This is a genomic window from Amycolatopsis sp. FU40 (genome assembly GCF_021903635.1).
In the GTDB taxonomy this organism is placed as follows: domain Bacteria; phylum Actinomycetota; class Actinomycetes; order Mycobacteriales; family Pseudonocardiaceae; genus Amycolatopsis; species Amycolatopsis dendrobii.
Genome location: NZ_CP091381.1, coordinates 8352287 through 8366784, shown reverse-complemented (window position 1 = coordinate 8366784; position 14498 = coordinate 8352287). Strand labels below are relative to the sequence as shown.

The 14498-nt window shown below is 68.4% G+C and carries 21 protein-coding genes; 1 reads left to right on the top strand and 20 read right to left on the bottom strand.

What is annotated here, in order from left to right; translation table 11 throughout:
• Positions 1-4: 4 nt before the first annotated feature.
• From rpsQ to L3Q65_RS39595, 16 genes are all read right to left on the bottom strand, one after another.
• A complete protein-coding gene (gene rpsQ / locus L3Q65_RS39670; RefSeq protein ID WP_037816263.1) occupies positions 5-283 on the bottom strand; it encodes a 30S ribosomal protein S17 in 279 nt (92 codons plus the stop codon).
• Complete coding sequence (gene rpmC, locus L3Q65_RS39665) at positions 280-525, bottom strand: 50S ribosomal protein L29 (RefSeq protein WP_009072314.1); 246 nt, start codon at positions 523-525, stop codon at positions 280-282. The genes rpsQ and rpmC overlap by 4 nt, the downstream gene beginning before the upstream one ends.
• Positions 525-941 carry a 50S ribosomal protein L16 gene (rplP, locus tag L3Q65_RS39660; protein ID WP_009072313.1) on the bottom strand — a complete coding sequence of 139 codons (417 nt, stop codon included), beginning with the start codon at positions 939-941 and terminating at the stop codon, positions 525-527. Before rplP ends, rpmC begins: the two co-directional genes overlap by 1 nt.
• 3 nt (positions 942-944) lie before the next feature.
• Positions 945-1790, bottom strand: a complete 846-nt coding sequence (rpsC, locus tag L3Q65_RS39655; protein ID WP_037360238.1) for a 30S ribosomal protein S3 — start codon at positions 1788-1790, stop codon at positions 945-947.
• On the bottom strand, positions 1790-2203 hold the full coding sequence (rplV, locus tag L3Q65_RS39650) for a 50S ribosomal protein L22 (RefSeq protein ID WP_009072309.1): 414 nt from the start codon (positions 2201-2203) through the stop codon (positions 1790-1792). The genes rpsC and rplV overlap by 1 nt, the downstream gene beginning before the upstream one ends.
• 28 nt (positions 2204-2231) lie before the next feature.
• Positions 2232-2513 (bottom strand): 30S ribosomal protein S19, encoded by a 282-nt coding sequence (gene rpsS / locus L3Q65_RS39645; RefSeq protein WP_003102083.1) that lies wholly within the window; start codon positions 2511-2513, stop codon positions 2232-2234.
• Between the two features lie 18 nt (positions 2514-2531).
• The gene (rplB, locus tag L3Q65_RS39640) at positions 2532-3365 is read right to left on the bottom strand and encodes a 50S ribosomal protein L2 (RefSeq protein WP_037816266.1); all 834 of its coding nucleotides are present in this window, start codon (positions 3363-3365) and stop codon (positions 2532-2534) included.
• A 15-nt stretch (positions 3366-3380) separates the two neighbouring features.
• Entirely contained in the window at positions 3381-3692 is a 312-nt protein-coding gene (gene rplW / locus L3Q65_RS39635) for a 50S ribosomal protein L23 (RefSeq protein WP_009072304.1), read from the bottom strand.
• Positions 3689-4378 (bottom strand): 50S ribosomal protein L4, encoded by a 690-nt coding sequence (rplD, locus tag L3Q65_RS39630; RefSeq protein WP_037816268.1) that lies wholly within the window; start codon positions 4376-4378, stop codon positions 3689-3691. Before rplD ends, rplW begins: the two co-directional genes overlap by 4 nt.
• Before the next feature lie 2 nt (positions 4379-4380).
• The gene (rplC, locus tag L3Q65_RS39625; RefSeq protein ID WP_037816269.1) at positions 4381-5031 is read right to left on the bottom strand and encodes a 50S ribosomal protein L3; all 651 of its coding nucleotides are present in this window, start codon (positions 5029-5031) and stop codon (positions 4381-4383) included.
• 30 nt (positions 5032-5061) lie between these two features.
• The gene (rpsJ, locus tag L3Q65_RS39620; RefSeq protein ID WP_003102098.1) at positions 5062-5367 is read right to left on the bottom strand and encodes a 30S ribosomal protein S10; all 306 of its coding nucleotides are present in this window, start codon (positions 5365-5367) and stop codon (positions 5062-5064) included.
• Positions 5368-5768: 401 nt separating this feature from the next.
• Positions 5769-6962, bottom strand: a complete 1194-nt coding sequence (gene tuf, locus L3Q65_RS39615) for an elongation factor Tu (RefSeq protein ID WP_037816270.1) — start codon at positions 6960-6962, stop codon at positions 5769-5771.
• Positions 6963-7089: 127 nt separating this feature from the next.
• Positions 7090-9189 carry an elongation factor G gene (fusA, locus tag L3Q65_RS39610; protein WP_182894653.1) on the bottom strand — a complete coding sequence of 700 codons (2100 nt, stop codon included), beginning with the start codon at positions 9187-9189 and terminating at the stop codon, positions 7090-7092.
• A 63-nt stretch (positions 9190-9252) separates the two neighbouring features.
• On the bottom strand, positions 9253-9723 hold the full coding sequence (gene rpsG, locus L3Q65_RS39605) for a 30S ribosomal protein S7 (protein ID WP_009072291.1): 471 nt from the start codon (positions 9721-9723) through the stop codon (positions 9253-9255).
• A complete protein-coding gene (gene rpsL / locus L3Q65_RS39600; RefSeq protein ID WP_003102113.1) occupies positions 9723-10097 on the bottom strand; it encodes a 30S ribosomal protein S12 in 375 nt (124 codons plus the stop codon). The genes rpsG and rpsL overlap by 1 nt, the downstream gene beginning before the upstream one ends.
• 636 nt (positions 10098-10733) lie before the next feature.
• Positions 10734-10886 carry a hypothetical protein gene (locus L3Q65_RS39595; protein ID WP_101436018.1) on the bottom strand — a complete coding sequence of 51 codons (153 nt, stop codon included), beginning with the start codon at positions 10884-10886 and terminating at the stop codon, positions 10734-10736.
• Positions 10887-10960: 74 nt separating this feature from the next.
• Between L3Q65_RS39595 and L3Q65_RS39590 the strand changes: the two genes are divergently transcribed.
• Positions 10961-11449, top strand: coding sequence for a GNAT family N-acetyltransferase (locus L3Q65_RS39590; protein WP_237597955.1), 489 nt, complete (start codon positions 10961-10963; stop codon positions 11447-11449).
• Here the strand turns inward: L3Q65_RS39590 and L3Q65_RS39585 are convergent.
• The 4 genes from L3Q65_RS39585 to L3Q65_RS39570 form a co-directional block, all read right to left on the bottom strand.
• Entirely contained in the window at positions 11442-11933 is a 492-nt protein-coding gene (locus L3Q65_RS39585) for an MmpS family transport accessory protein (protein ID WP_237597954.1), read from the bottom strand. The two genes, L3Q65_RS39590 and L3Q65_RS39585, sit on opposite strands and share 8 nt — an antisense overlap.
• A 67-nt stretch (positions 11934-12000) precedes the next feature.
• Positions 12001-12234 carry a hypothetical protein gene (locus tag L3Q65_RS39580; protein WP_182894656.1) on the bottom strand — a complete coding sequence of 78 codons (234 nt, stop codon included), beginning with the start codon at positions 12232-12234 and terminating at the stop codon, positions 12001-12003.
• 18 nt (positions 12235-12252) lie between these two features.
• Positions 12253-12648: a hypothetical protein gene (locus tag L3Q65_RS39575; RefSeq protein ID WP_182894657.1), complete on the bottom strand. Its 396-nt coding sequence runs from the start codon at positions 12646-12648 to the stop codon at positions 12253-12255.
• A gap of 40 nt (positions 12649-12688) precedes the next feature.
• Positions 12689-14449 (bottom strand): hypothetical protein, encoded by a 1761-nt coding sequence (locus tag L3Q65_RS39570; protein ID WP_237597953.1) that lies wholly within the window; start codon positions 14447-14449, stop codon positions 12689-12691.
• Between the last annotated feature and the right edge of the window lie 49 nt (positions 14450-14498).

Sequence of the window (14498 nt, the reverse complement as noted above, 5' to 3'; positions counted from 1 at the left end):
CTGCTTACTTGGCCTTCTCCACGACCTGCACCAGACGCCAGCGCTTGGTCGCCGACAGCGGCCGGGTCTCCATCAGGGTGACCCGGTCGCCCACGCCCGCCTCGTTGTTCTCGTCGTGCACCTTCACCTTGGAGGTGGTGCGGACGACCTTCGAGTAGCGCGGGTGCTTCTTGCGGTCCTCGAGCTCGACCACGATCGTCTTGTCCATCTTGTCCGAGACGACGTAACCCTCGCGGACCTTGCGGTAGTTCCGGGCGGTCTTCTCGGTGGCAGCCTCGCTCATGCGGCACCTTCACTTTCGGCGTCGGGAGCCACGGACAGGCCGAGCTCGCGCTCGCGCATGACCGTGTAGATCCGCGCGATGTCCGTGCGGACGGTGCGCAGCCGACGGTTGTTGTCCAGCTGCCCGGTCGCCATCTGGAAGCGGAGGTTGAAGAGCTCCTCCTTGTATTCCTTCAGACGCAGCACGAGCTCTTCGGCGGTGAGCTCACGCAGCTCGGATGCCTGTGCGGCTCCGTTAGCCATCAGAACTCACCTTCCCGGGTCACGATGCGGCACTTCATGGGCAGCTTGTGGATCGCGCGGCGGAGCGCCTCGCGGGCGGTCTCCTCGTTCGGGAAGCTGATCTCGAACATCACGCGGCCCGGCTTCACGTTGGCGATCCACCACTCGGGCGAACCCTTGCCGGAACCCATGCGGGTTTCCGCCGGCTTCTTGGTCAGCGGGCGGTCCGGGTAGATCGTCGTCCACACCTTGCCGCCACGCTTGATGTGACGGGTCATGGCGATACGAGCGGACTCGATCTGCCGGTTCGTCACGTAGCTGTGCTCAAGCGCCTGGATGCCGTACTCGCCGAAGTTGACCTTGGTACCGCCCTTGGCGGCGCCGTGGCGCTTCGGGGAGTGCTGCTTGCGGTGCTTGACCCTGCGCGGGATGAGCACGTCTCAGCCCTCCGTCTTTTCTGCGGTCTCAGCGGCCGGAGCCGCTTCGGTCGCGTTGTCGCTCTTCGCAGCGGCAGCGGCGCGGCCGGCCTCGGTCGAGGTCGGGGTCGTGCCCGACGAGCCGGAGCGGCGCGGCCGGGAAGGCCGGTCGCCACGGTCGCGGCGCGGTGCGCGGTCCGCTGCCGACGCGGCGGCGTCGCGCTCGGCGCGCGCCTTCAGTCCGCCGACCAGCTCGCCCTTGTAGATCCACACCTTCACGCCGATGCGGCCGAACGTCGTCTTGGCCTCGAAGAAGCCGTAGTCGATGTCGGCGCGCAGCGTGTGCAGCGGGACCCGGCCGTCGCGGTAGTGCTCGGAACGGGACATCTCGGCACCGCCGAGACGACCGCCGCACTGCACGCGGATGCCCTTGACCTGCGGCGAGCGCATGGAGGTCTGGATCGCCTTGCGCATCGCGCGGCGGAACGCCACGCGGTTGCTCAGCTGCTCCGCGACGCCCTGGGCGACCAGCTGCGCGTCGGCCTCGGGGTTCTTCACCTCGAGGATGTTCAGCTGGACCTGCTTCTTGGTCAGCTTCTCCAGCGCGCCGCGGATCCGGTCGGCCTCCGCGCCGCGGCGGCCGATGACGATGCCCGGCCGGGCGGTGTGGATGTCGACGCGGACGCGGTCACGGGTGCGCTCGATCTCGACCTTGGAGATGCCGGCGCGCTCCATGCCGGTGGAGAGCAGCTTGCGGATCTTGACGTCCTCGGCCACGTACTCCGCGTACTGCTTGTCGGCGTACCAGCGCGACTTCCAGTCAGTGGTGATACCCAGGCGGAAGCCGTGCGGGTTGATCTTCTGGCCCACTACCGGCCACCTGCCTTCTTGTTGCTCTTCTTCTCCGCAGGCCGCGACTCGACCACCACGGTGATGTGGCTGGTGCGCTTGCGGATCCGGTACGCACGGCCCTGGGCACGCGGACGGATGCGCTTGAGGGTCGGGCCCTCGTCGGCGGTCGCGGACTTGATCCAGAGCGTCTCCGGGTCCAGCTGGAGGTTGTTCTCGGCGTTGGCCGCCGCGCTGGCGATGACCTTCGCGAGCGGCGTGCTGGCCGCCTGCGGCGCGAACCGGAGGACGGCCAAGGCCTCGCTGACGCTACGACCCTTGACGAGCTCGATCACCCGGCGCACCTTCATCGGCGCGTCGCGGACAAAGCGAGCCCGCGCGACGGCCGTGGGCAGCTCTTCTGCCGTGGCCGTGGCGTTTGACTGGGCGTTCATCTGCTTCCCTTAACTTTCTCTGGCCCGCTCAGCGGCGGCGCGACTTGCGGTCGTCCTTGATGTGGCCCTTGAAGGTCCGCGTCGGGGCGAACTCGCCCAGCTTGTGACCCACCATCGCCTCGGTGACGAACACCGGGACGTGCTTGCGGCCGTCGTGCACCGCGATCGTGTGACCCAGGAAGTCCGGGATGATCGTGGAGCGCCGCGACCAAGTCTTGATCACGGTCTTCTTGCCCGATTCGTTCAGCGCGTCCACCTTCTTGAGCAGGTGGTCGTCCACGAACGGGCCCTTCTTAAGGCTGCGTGGCATGTGCTTCTACCTCCCTGCTCAGCGCTTCTTGCCGGTACGCCGGCGGCGGACGATCAGTTTGTCGGACGGCTTGCTCTTGCGGGTGCGGCCTTCGGGCTTGCCGTTCGGGTTCACCGGGTGGCGGCCACCGGAGGTCTTGCCCTCGCCACCGCCGTGCGGGTGGTCGACCGGGTTCATCACGACACCGCGGACAGTCGGGCGCTTGCCGCGCCAGCGGTTGCGGCCCGCCTTGCCCCAGTTGATGTTCGAGTGCTCCGAGTTGCCGACCTCGCCGACGGTCGCGCGGTTGCGCACGTCCACGTTGCGGATCTCGCCCGAGGGGAGACGCAGCTGGGCGTAAGGACCGTCCTTGGCGACGAGCTGCACGCGGGCGCCGGCGGACCGGGCCATCTTCGCGCCGCCGCCGGGGCGGAGCTCGATCGCGTGGATCACGGTGCCGACCGGGATGTTGCGCAGCGGCAGGTTGTTGCCCGGCTTGATGTCGGCGCGGGGGCCGTTCTCAACCGTGTCGCCCTGCTTCAGCTTCTCCGGCGCGATGATGTAGCGCTTCTCGCCGTCGGCGTAGTGCAGCAGCGCGATGCGCGCGGTGCGGTTGGGGTCGTACTCGATGTGCGCGACCTTGGCCGGCACGCCGTCCTTGTCGTGGCGACGGAAGTCGATCACGCGGTAGGCGCGCTTGTGGCCACCGCCCTTGTGCCGGGTGGTGATCTTGCCCGACGCGTTGCGGCCGCCGGTCTTGCTCAGCGGACGCAGCAGCGACTTCTCCGGCGTGGACCGGGTGATCTCGGCGAAGTCCGAGACGCTCGAACCGCGACGACCCGGGGTCGTCGGCTTGTACTTGCGGATGCCCATTGTCAGCTCAGTCCTTTACGCGGTGGGTCCGCCGAAGATCTCGATCGCCTTGCTCTCAGGCGAAAGAGTCACGATGGCGCGCTTGGTGTCCTTGCGCTTGCCGAAGCCGGTACGAGTCCGCTTCCGCTTGCCCTGGCGGTTGGCCGTGTTGACGCTGACGACCTTCACGCCGAACACCTTCTCGACCGCGATCTTGATCTGGGTCTTGTTGGCGTCCGGACGGACGATGAACGTGTACTTGTGGTCCTCGAGCAGTCCGTAGGACTTCTCGGAGATCACCGGCGCGAGCAGGATGTCGCGGGGGTCCGGGATGGCGACCGAGCTCACTTCTCGTCACTCCCTTCCGAAACCTCGCTCGAACGCGCGAGGGCCTTGACGACCTTCCCGCGGACGGGACCTGCCACGAACGCGTCGTAGGCGGCCTTGGTGAACACGACGTCGTCGTTGACCAGGACGTCGTAGGTGTTGAGCTGGTCAGCCCAGATCAGGTGCACGTACGGCAGGTTCCGCGCGGACACCCAGGCGAGCTCCTCGTCGCGGTGCAGGACCACGAGAACGCGCTTGGCCTGGGTCGCGGCGGCGATCGCCGACTTGGCGGTCTTGGTCGACGGCTTCTCGCCGGTGACCAGTTCCGTCACGACGTGCAGCTGGCCGGCGCGAGCCCGGTCGGAGAGGGCGCCACGCAGAGCGGCGGCCTTCATCTTCTTCGGGGTGCGCTGGGTGTAGTCGCGCGGCGTGGGGCCGTGCACGACGCCACCGCCGGCGAACTGCGGCGCCCGGGTCGAACCCTGGCGGGCGCGACCGGTGCCCTTCTGCCGGTACGGCTTCTTGCCGCCACCGGAGACCTCACCGCGGGTCTTCGTGTCGTGCGTGCCCTGGCGCGCGGCGGCCAGCTGGCCCACCACGACCTGGTGCATCAGCGCGACGTTGGCCTGCACGTCGAAGATCTCCCCGGGGAGCTCGACGGTGCCGTCGGCTTTACCGGCCGGAGTCTTCAGCTCGACGCTCGTCATCGTCAGTTTCCACCCTTCGCGGCGCTGCGCACGAACAGCAGGCCGCCCTTGGGACCGGGCACCGCGCCCTTGATCAGCAGCAGGCCGTCCTCGGCGCGCACGGCGTGCACGGTGAGGCCCTGCGTGGTGACCCGGTCGCTACCCATCCGGCCCGCCATGCGCAGGCCCTTGAACACGCGGCCCGGCGTGGCGCAGCCGCCGATCGAACCCGGCTTGCGGTGCACGGCCTGCGCACCGTGGCTCGCGCCCTGGCCCTTGAAGCCGTGGCGCTTCATGACACCGGCGTAGCCCTTGCCCTTGCTGGTACCGGTCACGTCGACCGAAGTGCCTGCCTCGAACACCTCAGCGGTGATCTCCTGGCCGACCTCGTAGGTCTCGGCGTCGGTGGTGCGCAGCTCGGCGAGGTGCCGGCGCGGCGTCACGCCAGCCTTGTCGAAGTGGCCGGTGCGCGGCTTGTTCACCTTGCGCGGGTCGACCGCGCCGAACGCCAGCTGCACGGCCGCGTAGCCGTCTTTGTCGGTGGTCCGGACCTGGGTCACCACGTTCGGACCGGCCTTGACGACAGTGACCGGGACGACCCGGTTCTGCTCGTCGAAGACCTGGGTCATGCCGAGCTTGGTGCCCAGGATGCCCTTCATTTGCCTGTCAGACATGAGTTCTTATCTCCGCCGCTCGCCCAACGCTTACTGGATGTTGACGTCGACGCTCGCCGGGAGGTCGATGCGCATGAGCGCGTCCACCGTCTTCGGCGTCGGGTCGAGGATGTCGATCAGACGCTTGTGCGTGCGCATCTCGAAGTGCTCGCGCGAGTCCTTGTACTTGTGCGGCGAGCGGATGACGCAGTAAACGTTCTTCTCGGTAGGCAGCGGCACCGGCCCGACAACACGGGCGCCGGTGCGCGTGACCGTTTCCACGATCTTGCGCGCCGAGGTGTCGATCGCCTCGTGGTCGTAGGCCTTGAGCCGGATGCGGATCTTCTGTCCCGCCATGGTGGCTGCGTTCCTTGTCGTCTCGTGCCGCTTTGTCTCGTCAACCTGGGCCGGAGCCCGGGTTTCAGCAGTTCAACGGCCCTGTCCCCGGTCCACGCGGTCGGGCGTGTCGCGCCCGCCGCACAGACGGATCCCTAAGGATCGTCGTCTTGCCTGGTCTTCCTCTACGTGAGGAGGCCGCGGGCCGACACAAGGTCGTCCCTACTGGCCTTGCCCGCTAGCCTCACCCGAAGGACGAGCTCCACGGACCGTGGCCGCTCATACCAGGGCGGCCGGAACCCAGTCGATTGAAAACCGATAAGGATTCGGCCGCCCCAGGACGAGCAACCTGAATAGTGTCGCACACGTGAGTTGACGCCCTGAACTCGGGGGTGTATTGACCCGAATTCAGGGCGCCGACGTCACTTGTTGATCTTGGTAACCTGGCCCGCGCCGACGGTCCGGCCACCCTCGCGGATGGCGAAGCGCAGACCCTCGTCCATGGCGACCGGCTGGATCAGCACGACGCTGATGTCCGTGTTGTCGCCCGGCATGACCATCTCGGTGCCCTCGGGGAGGGTGACGACGCCGGTCACGTCCGTGGTGCGGAAGTAGAACTGCGGGCGGTAGTTGTTGAAGAACGGGGTGTGCCGGCCGCCCTCGTCCTTGGACAGGATGTAGACCCGGCCCTCGAACTCGGTGTGCGGGGTGGTGGTGCCCGGCTTCACGACGACCTGGCCGCGCTCGACGTCCTCGCGCTTGATGCCGCGCAGCAGGAGGCCGACGTTGTCGCCCGCCTGGCCCGAGTCGAGCAGCTTGCGGAACATCTCGACACCGGTGACGGTGGTCTTGGTCGACTTCTCGCGGATACCCACGATCTCGACCTCTTCGTTGACGTTGACCTGGCCGCGCTCCACGCGACCGGTCACGACGGTGCCGCGGCCGGTGATCGTGAAGACGTCCTCGATCGGCATCAGGAAGGGCTTCTCGAGCTCACGCACCGGGTCCGGCACGTTGTCGTCGACGGCGTGCATCAGCTCGAGCACGGCGTCGGCCCACTTCTGGTCGCCCTCGAGAGCCTTGAGGCCGGAGACGCGCACGACCGGCGCGTCGTCGCCCGGGAACTCCTGCGAGGACAGCAGCTCGCGGACCTCCAGCTCGACGAGCTCGAGGATTTCCTCGTCGTCGACCATGTCGGCCTTGTTCAGCGCCACGACGATGTAGGGCACGCCGACCTGGCGGGCCAGCAGCACGTGCTCGCGGGTCTGCGGCATCGGGCCGTCGGTGGCCGCGACCACCAGGATCGCGCCGTCCATCTGCGCGGCACCGGTGATCATGTTCTTGATGTAGTCAGCGTGACCGGGGGCGTCCACGTGCGCGTAGTGACGCTTCTCGGTCTGGTACTCGACGTGCGAGATGTTGATCGTGATACCGCGCTGCTTCTCTTCCGGCGCGTTGTCGATCTGGTCGAACGCACGGGCCTCGTTCAGCTCCGGGTACGCGTCGTGCAGAACCTTGGTGATCGCCGCGGTCAGCGTGGTCTTGCCGTGGTCGACGTGACCGATGGTGCCGATGTTGACGTGCGGCTTGCTCCGCTCGAACTTCGCCTTCGCCACTGGAATGTCCTCCTGGACTGGATTTGCTTTGTGCTCGCGGGGCGGCGTGGCTGCCACCCCGCGAATGTTCCTTCGTCGTTGCTGCGGACGTTCAGGAGAGTCCCTTAATGCCCGCGAGCGGAGGGGATTACTCCCCCGTCGCCTTCGCGATGATTTCCTTCGCGACGTTCGCGGGAACCTCGGCGTAGGAGTCGAACACCATGGAGTAGTTCGCCCGGCCCTGGGTACGGGACCGCAGGTCGCCGACGTAGCCGAACATCTCCGACAGCGGGACCAGTGCCTTCACGACACGGGTACCGGCGCGCTCCTCCATGGCCTGGATCTGGCCACGGCGGGAGTTGAGGTCGCCGATCACGTCACCCATGTAGTCCTCGGGAGTCGTGACCTCGACGGCCATCATCGGCTCGAGGATGACCGGGCCTGCCTTCTTCGCGGCTTCCTTCATCGCCATGGAACCGGCGATCTTGAACGCCATCTCGGAAGAGTCGACCTCGTGGTACGCGCCATCCAACAAGGTGAACTTCAACCCGACGAGCGGGTAGCCGGCCAGCACGCCGTACTGCATGGCGTCCTGGGCGCCCGCGTCGACCGACGGGATGTACTCCCGCGGCACGCGGCCACCGGTGACCTTGTTGTCGAACTCGTAGAGAGCACCGTCGGTGCGCTCGAGCGGCTCCAGCTTCACGATGACCTTCGCGAACTGGCCGGAACCACCGGTCTGCTTCTTGTGGACGTAGTCGAGCTTGTCCACGGTCTTCTTGATGGTCTCGCGGTAGGCGACCTGCGGCTTGCCGATGTTCGCCTCGACCTTGTAGTCGGACTTCATCCGGTTGACCAGCACCTCGAGGTGCAGCTCGCCCATGCCCGCGATGATCGTCTGGCCGGTGTCCTCGTCCAGGTTGACCTGGAACGTGGGGTCTTCCTCGGCCAGCTTCTGGATCGCCAGGGAGAGCTTCTCCTGGTCGGCCTTGGTCTTCGGCTCGATGGCCACCTTGATGACCGGGTCGGGGAAGGTCATGGACTCGAGCACGACCGGGTTCTGCGCGTCGGCAAGGGTGTCACCGGTGGTGGTGTCCTTCAGGCCGATGACCGCGTAGATGTGGCCGGCCAGGGCCTCGTCGACCGGGTTCTCCTTGTTGGAGTGCATCTGGAAGATCTTCCCGATGCGCTCCTTGCGCTCCTTGGTCGCGTTGACGACCTGCGCGCCGGAGGAGACCTTGCCCGAGTAGACCCGGATGTAGGTCAGCTTGCCGAAGAACGGGTGCGCGGCGATCTTGAACGCGAGCGCGGAGAACGGCTCCTCGGTCGTCGCGTGCCGGGTGACCGGGGTCTCGCCGTCGGGCAGCAGACCCTCGACCGGCGGCACGTCCAGCGGCGACGGCAGGTAGTCGATGACCGCGTCCAGCATCGGCTGCACGCCCTTGTTCTTGAACGCGGAGCCGGCGAGCACCGGGAACGCCTCGCGGGTGACGACCAGCTTGCGGATGCCGCCCTTGATCTCGTCCTGGGTCAGCTCTTCGCCCTCGAGGAACTTCTCCATCAGCGCGTCGTCGGTCTCGGCGACGGCCTCGATCAGCTTCTCGCGGTACTCGGCCGCGCGGTCGGCCAGCTCGGCCGGGATGTCCTCGACGGAGTAGTCGTCGCCCTTCTGCACCTCGCCGCGCCAGACCAGGGCCTTCATCCGGACCAGGTCGATGACGCCCTCGAACTCGTTCTCCGCGCCGATCGGCAGCTGGATGGCCAGCGGCCGGACGCCGAGACGGTCCGAAATGGTCTGCAGGGTGTAGTAGAAGTCCGCACCCAGCTTGTCCATCTTGTTGACGAAGCAGATGCGCGGGACGTCGTACTTGTCCGCCTGCCGCCAGACCTGCTCGGACTGCGGCTCGACGCCTTCCTTGCCGTCGAAGACGGCGACCGCGCCGTCGAGCACCCGCAGGTTGCGCTCCACCTCGACGGTGAAGTCGACGTGCCCGGGGGTGTCGATCAGGTTGATCTGGTAGTCGTTCCAGAAGGTGGTGGTGGCAGCCGAGGTGATGGTGATACCCCGCTTCTGCTCCTCCTCCATCCAGTCCATCGTGGCGGCGCCGTCGTGGACTTCGCCGAGCTTGTAGTTGATCCCGGTGTAGAACAGGATCCGCTCGGTGGTGGTGGTCTTACCGGCGTCGATGTGCGCCATGATGCCGATGTTGCGGACCTTGTTGAGGTCGGTCAGCACTTCACGTGCCACGAGAATGTTCCCCTGTCTCGAACGTGGGGCCCGGCATGGCTTCTATCGGCAGCCGGGCGGTCATCACCAGCGGTAGTGCGCGAAGGCCTTGTTGGACTCGGCCATCTTGTGCGTGTCTTCGCGGCGCTTGACGCTGGCGCCAAGGCCGTTGCTCGCGTCCAGCAGCTCGTTCTGCAGGCGCTCGATCATCGTCTTCTCGCGGCGCTGCTGCGAGAAGGAGACCAGCCAGCGCAGCGCCAGCGTGGTGGAGCGGCCGGGCTTGACCTCGATCGGCACCTGGTAGGTGGCGCCACCGACGCGGCGGCTCTTCACCTCGATGGTGGGCTTCACGTTGTCGAGCGCGCGCTTCAGCGTGACGACCGGGTCGGTGCCGGTCTTCTCGCGAGCGCCTTCCAGCGCGCCGTAGACGATGCGCTCGGCGAGGGACCGCTTGCCGTCCTTCAGCACCTTGTTCACCAGCTGGGTGACCAGCGGGGAGGCGTAGACGGGGTCGGAGATCAGCGGCCGCTTCGGCGCCGGACCCTTGCGAGGCATTAGCTCTTCTCCTTCTTCGCGCCGTACCGGCTGCGCGCCTGCTTCCGGTTCTTCACACCCTGGGTGTCGAGCGAACCGCGGATGATCTTGTACCGAACACCCGGCAGGTCCTTCACACGACCGCCGCGCACGAGCACCATCGAGTGCTCCTGGAGGTTGTGACCCTCACCGGGGATGTATGCGGTGACCTCGATGCCGCTGGTCAGCTTCACACGAGCAACCTTGCGCAGGGCCGAGTTCGGCTTCTTCGGGGTCGTGGTGTACACGCGGGTGCACACGCCACGACGCTGCGGGCTCCCCTTGAGGGCCGCGGTCTTCTGCTTGGCAGCCTTGTCCTGGCGGCCCTTGCGGACCAGCTGCTGGATCGTGGGCAATGGACCAGCTTCCTGTCGTGATCTTGCTTCTTCGTGTCTTCACCGGTCCCCGCGGTCGGGCGTGTCGGCCCGCGTCACGGTCTCGCGACCGGTAACTTCCCGGAGGGATTTTCCGTCGGAACCCCACGTGGCGAGGCCGGTGAACCGGGTGCAAAAGCACCCCGCTCATGCCCAACGGCACGCGGAGCGGCCCGACGCCTGCCGGGCACGGTCTCCAAAGATACCCGTCCACTCGCGGAGCGGTCCGGGCGGGGGGGTCGCTACGGTCGCCGACCGGTCATCGTAACCCCAGATCGGGGCCTTGGGACGGCGCCGCGCGGGACTTCCCGAGATGCAGAACGCCAGGCTCCGGGACGCTATTCCCGGACGGGTTCCCGCGGTCAGAGCGCATTCGGCTCGCCTGCCGGGACGCGGCGACCAATGAATGGACCGGCGCCGGCTCCTCGGCTGCCCGCCGGGAGACCCGGCACGGCTCGCGCGGGCCGCGTTAAAAACGCGAGAGAAATTCTTCGGCGGCAAGGAGAAGCGCCGCCTGCTGTTCCACAATGGACCTCGTCCCCGGGGTGACAATCACCTCACCGGGGCGGAACCGCGAAACCCGGCCCGGCGGCGTGCACCCGCCGGGCCGGACCGGGATCAGTCCTCGTCCGGCTTCGCGTGGTCGGGCTTGCCCGGGTTGGGGTCGCGCGACAGATCGATCAGCGGGTGCACTCCAGCCCCCTCCGGCGCGGCATGGCTGCCGCCGGTCTTCTTGTCCCCCGGCTGGTCGACGTTCTCGCTGCCGTCCATGTCGCCTCCTCGTTCGGTTCCCCTGCCGGTCTGCACGGTACCTGCCGGGGAAATCGGTGGACGGACTCCCCAAGATGAGGGACGTGGACTGGAAGATCAGCGAAATCGGGCCCGGACAAGCCGAAGCCTCGGCGATCTTGCGCGAGTACATGGACGAGGTGGCGTCGCGGTATTACGGCCGCCCGGCCACCCGCGCCGAGGTGGACGAGGCGCTGGCCGACGAGCCCAGCGCCGATCTCGTCGCACCGACCGGCGCGTTCCTGCTCGCGTACCGGGACGGGAAGCCCGCGGGCTGTGTCGGGGTCCGGATGGTCGAGCCGGGGCTGAGCGCCTTGACCAAGGTCTACATCCGCCCGGAGCATCGCGGGCACGGCGGCGGCAAGCTGATCGTCGCGGCGGCCGAAGAAGCGGCGAAGCGGCTGGGCTCGGCCCGGATGCGGCTCGACACCCGCGACGACCTGGTCGAAGCACGCGCGCTGTACGCGGCCATGGGTTACGCGGAGGTCGAGGCGTTCAACGACGACCGGTACGCCGAGCACTGGTTCTCCAAAGACCTCAGCTGAGCCGTCCCGCACAACTGGCGACCTCGCCGTCGGCGGCTTTCGCGGACCGCGCCTGCACGCCGTTGACCGAGATCCGGCATTCGACCAGGCCGCTTGACTGGCCCATCAGCTGCACGGTCGGCGCGACGGCGGTCTTCGGCCAGGTCAGAGTCTTGCGCCAGGGCAGGGGTACGGACAGTTCCTGGTGCACCAGGCCGAGGCCGTTGTCGTCGTAAACGACGGTGGCGGTGCCAGAGCCCGCGAGTTCGTAGGTGATCTGCCAGCTGGACGGCACGGGTGCGGCCGGTGCGGTGGACGTCGTCGGGGCCAGAGTGCGGGTGACAGTGCGGTCTGGGGCGCGCTGCGGCACTTCGGCGGTCGGCGCGAAAACTGCGACCGGGGCAGGTGCGGGGTCGTCGCCGGTGCCGAGGATCACTACGGTCGCGGCGACGGCGGCCACCGCGATGCCGGCGATCGCGAGCCGGCCGATCAGCTGTCTGTCCATGGTCCTCGTTCTTTCCGGGTCCGCCGGCGGTTCCCGGGGACGAGGGGAACCGCCGGCGGAAGCTGGGTCAGCCGGGCAAGATCCGGCCGGGGACGCCGTTCAGCGACTGGATCAGGCCCAGCACGGGCACGCCGAGCGGCGCGAACGTCCAGATGTTGTTCAGATTCGACGTGTCCGGCTCGTCGACGACGGTGACACCGGGCTGGTCCTGGGTCGCGGCCAGCGCGGGCGCGGCGGCGCCGAGCACCGCGGCTCCGGCGAGCGCGGTGGCGGCCACGGCGCGGACGACGGTCTTCTTCACGGGTTTCTCCTTCTGTGCTCAGGAAACGGCGGTGATGGCGTTGAACACCGGCGCGAGGAGCTGCGCCGGGGCCTGGGCGGCCGGGCCGAGGAGGCTGCCCGCGTCGAGGCCGGGGACGACCCAGACCGACGGTCCGCCGCCGGTCGGTGCTCCCGGGACGCCGGGCAGGCCCGGGGTGGGCAAGTTCGGCACGGAAGGCAGCGAGGGCAGGCCGCCGGCCGGGAGGGACGGGAGGCCGCCCGTCGGGAGCGAAGGCAAACCGCCGGTCGGCAGCGAAGGCAATCCGGCGGACTGGGCGGGCTGAACGGCGGCGGACGGGTCCGGGGTGGCGGCGCTGGCCGCTCCCCCGGCGAATCCGGCGAACGCCCCGGCCGCGGCGAGCGGCAGCAGGATCCGGGCGGCAGTGCGTTTCATCAGGGTTTTCCTTTCTTCGGGGTTCTTCGGGAAACGGGGATCAGCGGAGCGCGCCGCTGATCGGGACGATGGTTCCGTCGGGGATCCACTGCCCGGCGTAGTCGCGTGCGGCCTGCATGCCGGGCGCGTGCGGTTCGTTCGGGTACATCGGCATCGCGTTGACCTGCGCGGCCGCGAACAGCTGCACCTCGCCGTTCACCGCTGTCCACTGTGGACCGAGCCAGGTCCGGAAACCGCCGAGCGACGGGCTTTCGCCGCCGAAGCTGTTGCCGACCGCCACCGCGTAGCTGACCGCTAGCTGATCGCGCGGGTCGAAGCGCAGCGGCATGGCCGCGCTGGCCACGGTGTTGACGATGGGTCCGTTGAGCAGCCACGGCGCGAGGTACAGGCCGAACTGGTGGGTCGGCTTGAGCCGCTGCGATTCGGCGGCGCGGCTCATCGCGAGGTACCCGTCGCTCCAGCCGGAGACGACCACCAGCGCGGTGTCCGCGGCCGCGTCCGGACGCACCGGCAGCCCGACGCGCGCAGCGGTCTCGCGGACCAGTTGCGCGGCTTGCCCCCCACGCGGCGACTTGTCTTCGACCAACGTGATCGCCGACGGTTTCCGCGACGCGAGGAATTCGACCAGCTTCACCAGCGAACCGCGGTCCTCCGGCGACAACGCGTCCGAGGGACAACTGGTGAGCACGTCGCGTTTTTCCGCCACCAGACCGCCGAGCGCGGCTTCCGCGCATTCCGGCGCGTCGGCGTCCGACACCGCCGGGCCCGCCTCGGTGCCCGCGTCGACGTCGACCGTGGTGGTCGCGTCGCCCTTGTGCACCACGAGAGTGCTGCGCCCGGGCGGAAGTTCGACCTCGGCCCAGCTGCCTTCCGCACCGGCACGCGCCGCCGCGGTGGTCACGATCCCGCTCTCGACGCCAGCCGACAGGTCCGTGCCCGCGCTCGCCGGGAAGTGCACGAGGTTGCGCCCGGGCCGCTGCGGGCTGACCAGCACCGGCACGGTCGCGCCGCCGACGGTCGCGTCCGCCAGCAGCGGCACTCCGGGCACCGGCAAAGGCGCTGGCTGTGGCACCGCGGCGAGCGCACTCCACGCGACGAAACCGAGTGCGACGCCGGCGACGCCGTAGCGGTAACCACGAGTGGAAGCGTTGCGGGACAACAAGATTGCTGACACCACGGTGACCGCTGCGGGCAGCAGGACCACCACGATCAGCGAGATGCCGAACAGCGTTTCGTACAGTCGTCGGTCGAAGGCGACTCCGGAGACGCCGAGCTGCACGACGCCCGCGAGCGTCAACAGGCCGGCGAGGCTGACCGACAGCGGACCGACGCGCAACGGCGTCGACCGCCACTCCTCTACCGGCACCCACGCCGACAGCAGTGTCACGCCGAACCACAGTGCTGCCGAAGCGACATACACAGTGTCGATGGCGAAGGAGATGCCCGTACCGTCGACAGAGGTCTCCAGCACCACGAGCACGACCAGCGCCAGCGAAGCCCAACGGCCTGCCGAGGGCCACCGAAGCAGCACCGGCACCGCGAGCGCGAGCACGATGTGCACGATCAGAGCGACGAGGTTGACGTCGACCGTCGCCGCCGATACCGCGGCCAGCACCGCCGAGCCGACCCCCAGCGCGCCAGTGGTGACCCACAGCTTGCGCGGCAGCGGACCGACGAGCGGACGCAGAATCCCGGTGCCGGCGAGGAACGCCGTTGCCAGCAGCAGTATCAGCCGCAGCACCAGCGCGGCACTGTCCACACCGGACGATCCGGTGGCGGCCGGAGTGACGTGGTGATCCATGGAGACCTTCCGGGGAGAATCCCGGCGCGCGGACGGGCGTCCGCGCGCC

Excerpts from the sequence above, each read along its gene's own strand:
- rplB (WP_037816266.1), bottom strand. The coding sequence starts at position 3,365 with ATGGGCATCCGCAAGTACAAGCCGACGACCCCGGGTCGTCGCGGTTCG.
- rpmC (WP_009072314.1), bottom strand. The coding sequence starts at position 525 with ATGGCTAACGGAGCCGCACAGGCATCCGAGCTGCGTGAGCTCACCGCC.
- L3Q65_RS39575 (WP_182894657.1), bottom strand. The coding sequence starts at position 12,648 with ATGAAACGCACTGCCGCCCGGATCCTGCTGCCGCTCGCCGCGGCCGGG.
- rplV (WP_009072309.1), bottom strand. The coding sequence starts at position 2,203 with ATGAACGCCCAGTCAAACGCCACGGCCACGGCAGAAGAGCTGCCCACG.
- rpsQ (WP_037816263.1), bottom strand. The coding sequence starts at position 283 with ATGAGCGAGGCTGCCACCGAGAAGACCGCCCGGAACTACCGCAAGGTC.
- L3Q65_RS39595 (WP_101436018.1), bottom strand. The coding sequence starts at position 10,886 with ATGGACGGCAGCGAGAACGTCGACCAGCCGGGGGACAAGAAGACCGGC.
- rplD (WP_037816268.1), bottom strand. The coding sequence starts at position 4,378 with ATGACGAGCGTCGAGCTGAAGACTCCGGCCGGTAAAGCCGACGGCACC.
- L3Q65_RS39570 (WP_237597953.1), bottom strand. The coding sequence starts at position 14,449 with ATGGATCACCACGTCACTCCGGCCGCCACCGGATCGTCCGGTGTGGAC.
- rpsG (WP_009072291.1), bottom strand. The coding sequence starts at position 9,723 with ATGCCTCGCAAGGGTCCGGCGCCGAAGCGGCCGCTGATCTCCGACCCC.
- rplC (WP_037816269.1), bottom strand. The coding sequence starts at position 5,031 with ATGTCTGACAGGCAAATGAAGGGCATCCTGGGCACCAAGCTCGGCATG.
- rpsS (WP_003102083.1), bottom strand. The coding sequence starts at position 2,513 with ATGCCACGCAGCCTTAAGAAGGGCCCGTTCGTGGACGACCACCTGCTC.
- L3Q65_RS39585 (WP_237597954.1), bottom strand. The coding sequence starts at position 11,933 with ATGGACAGACAGCTGATCGGCCGGCTCGCGATCGCCGGCATCGCGGTG.
- rpsJ (WP_003102098.1), bottom strand. The coding sequence starts at position 5,367 with ATGGCGGGACAGAAGATCCGCATCCGGCTCAAGGCCTACGACCACGAG.
- L3Q65_RS39590 (WP_237597955.1), top strand. The coding sequence starts at position 10,961 with ATGAGGGACGTGGACTGGAAGATCAGCGAAATCGGGCCCGGACAAGCC.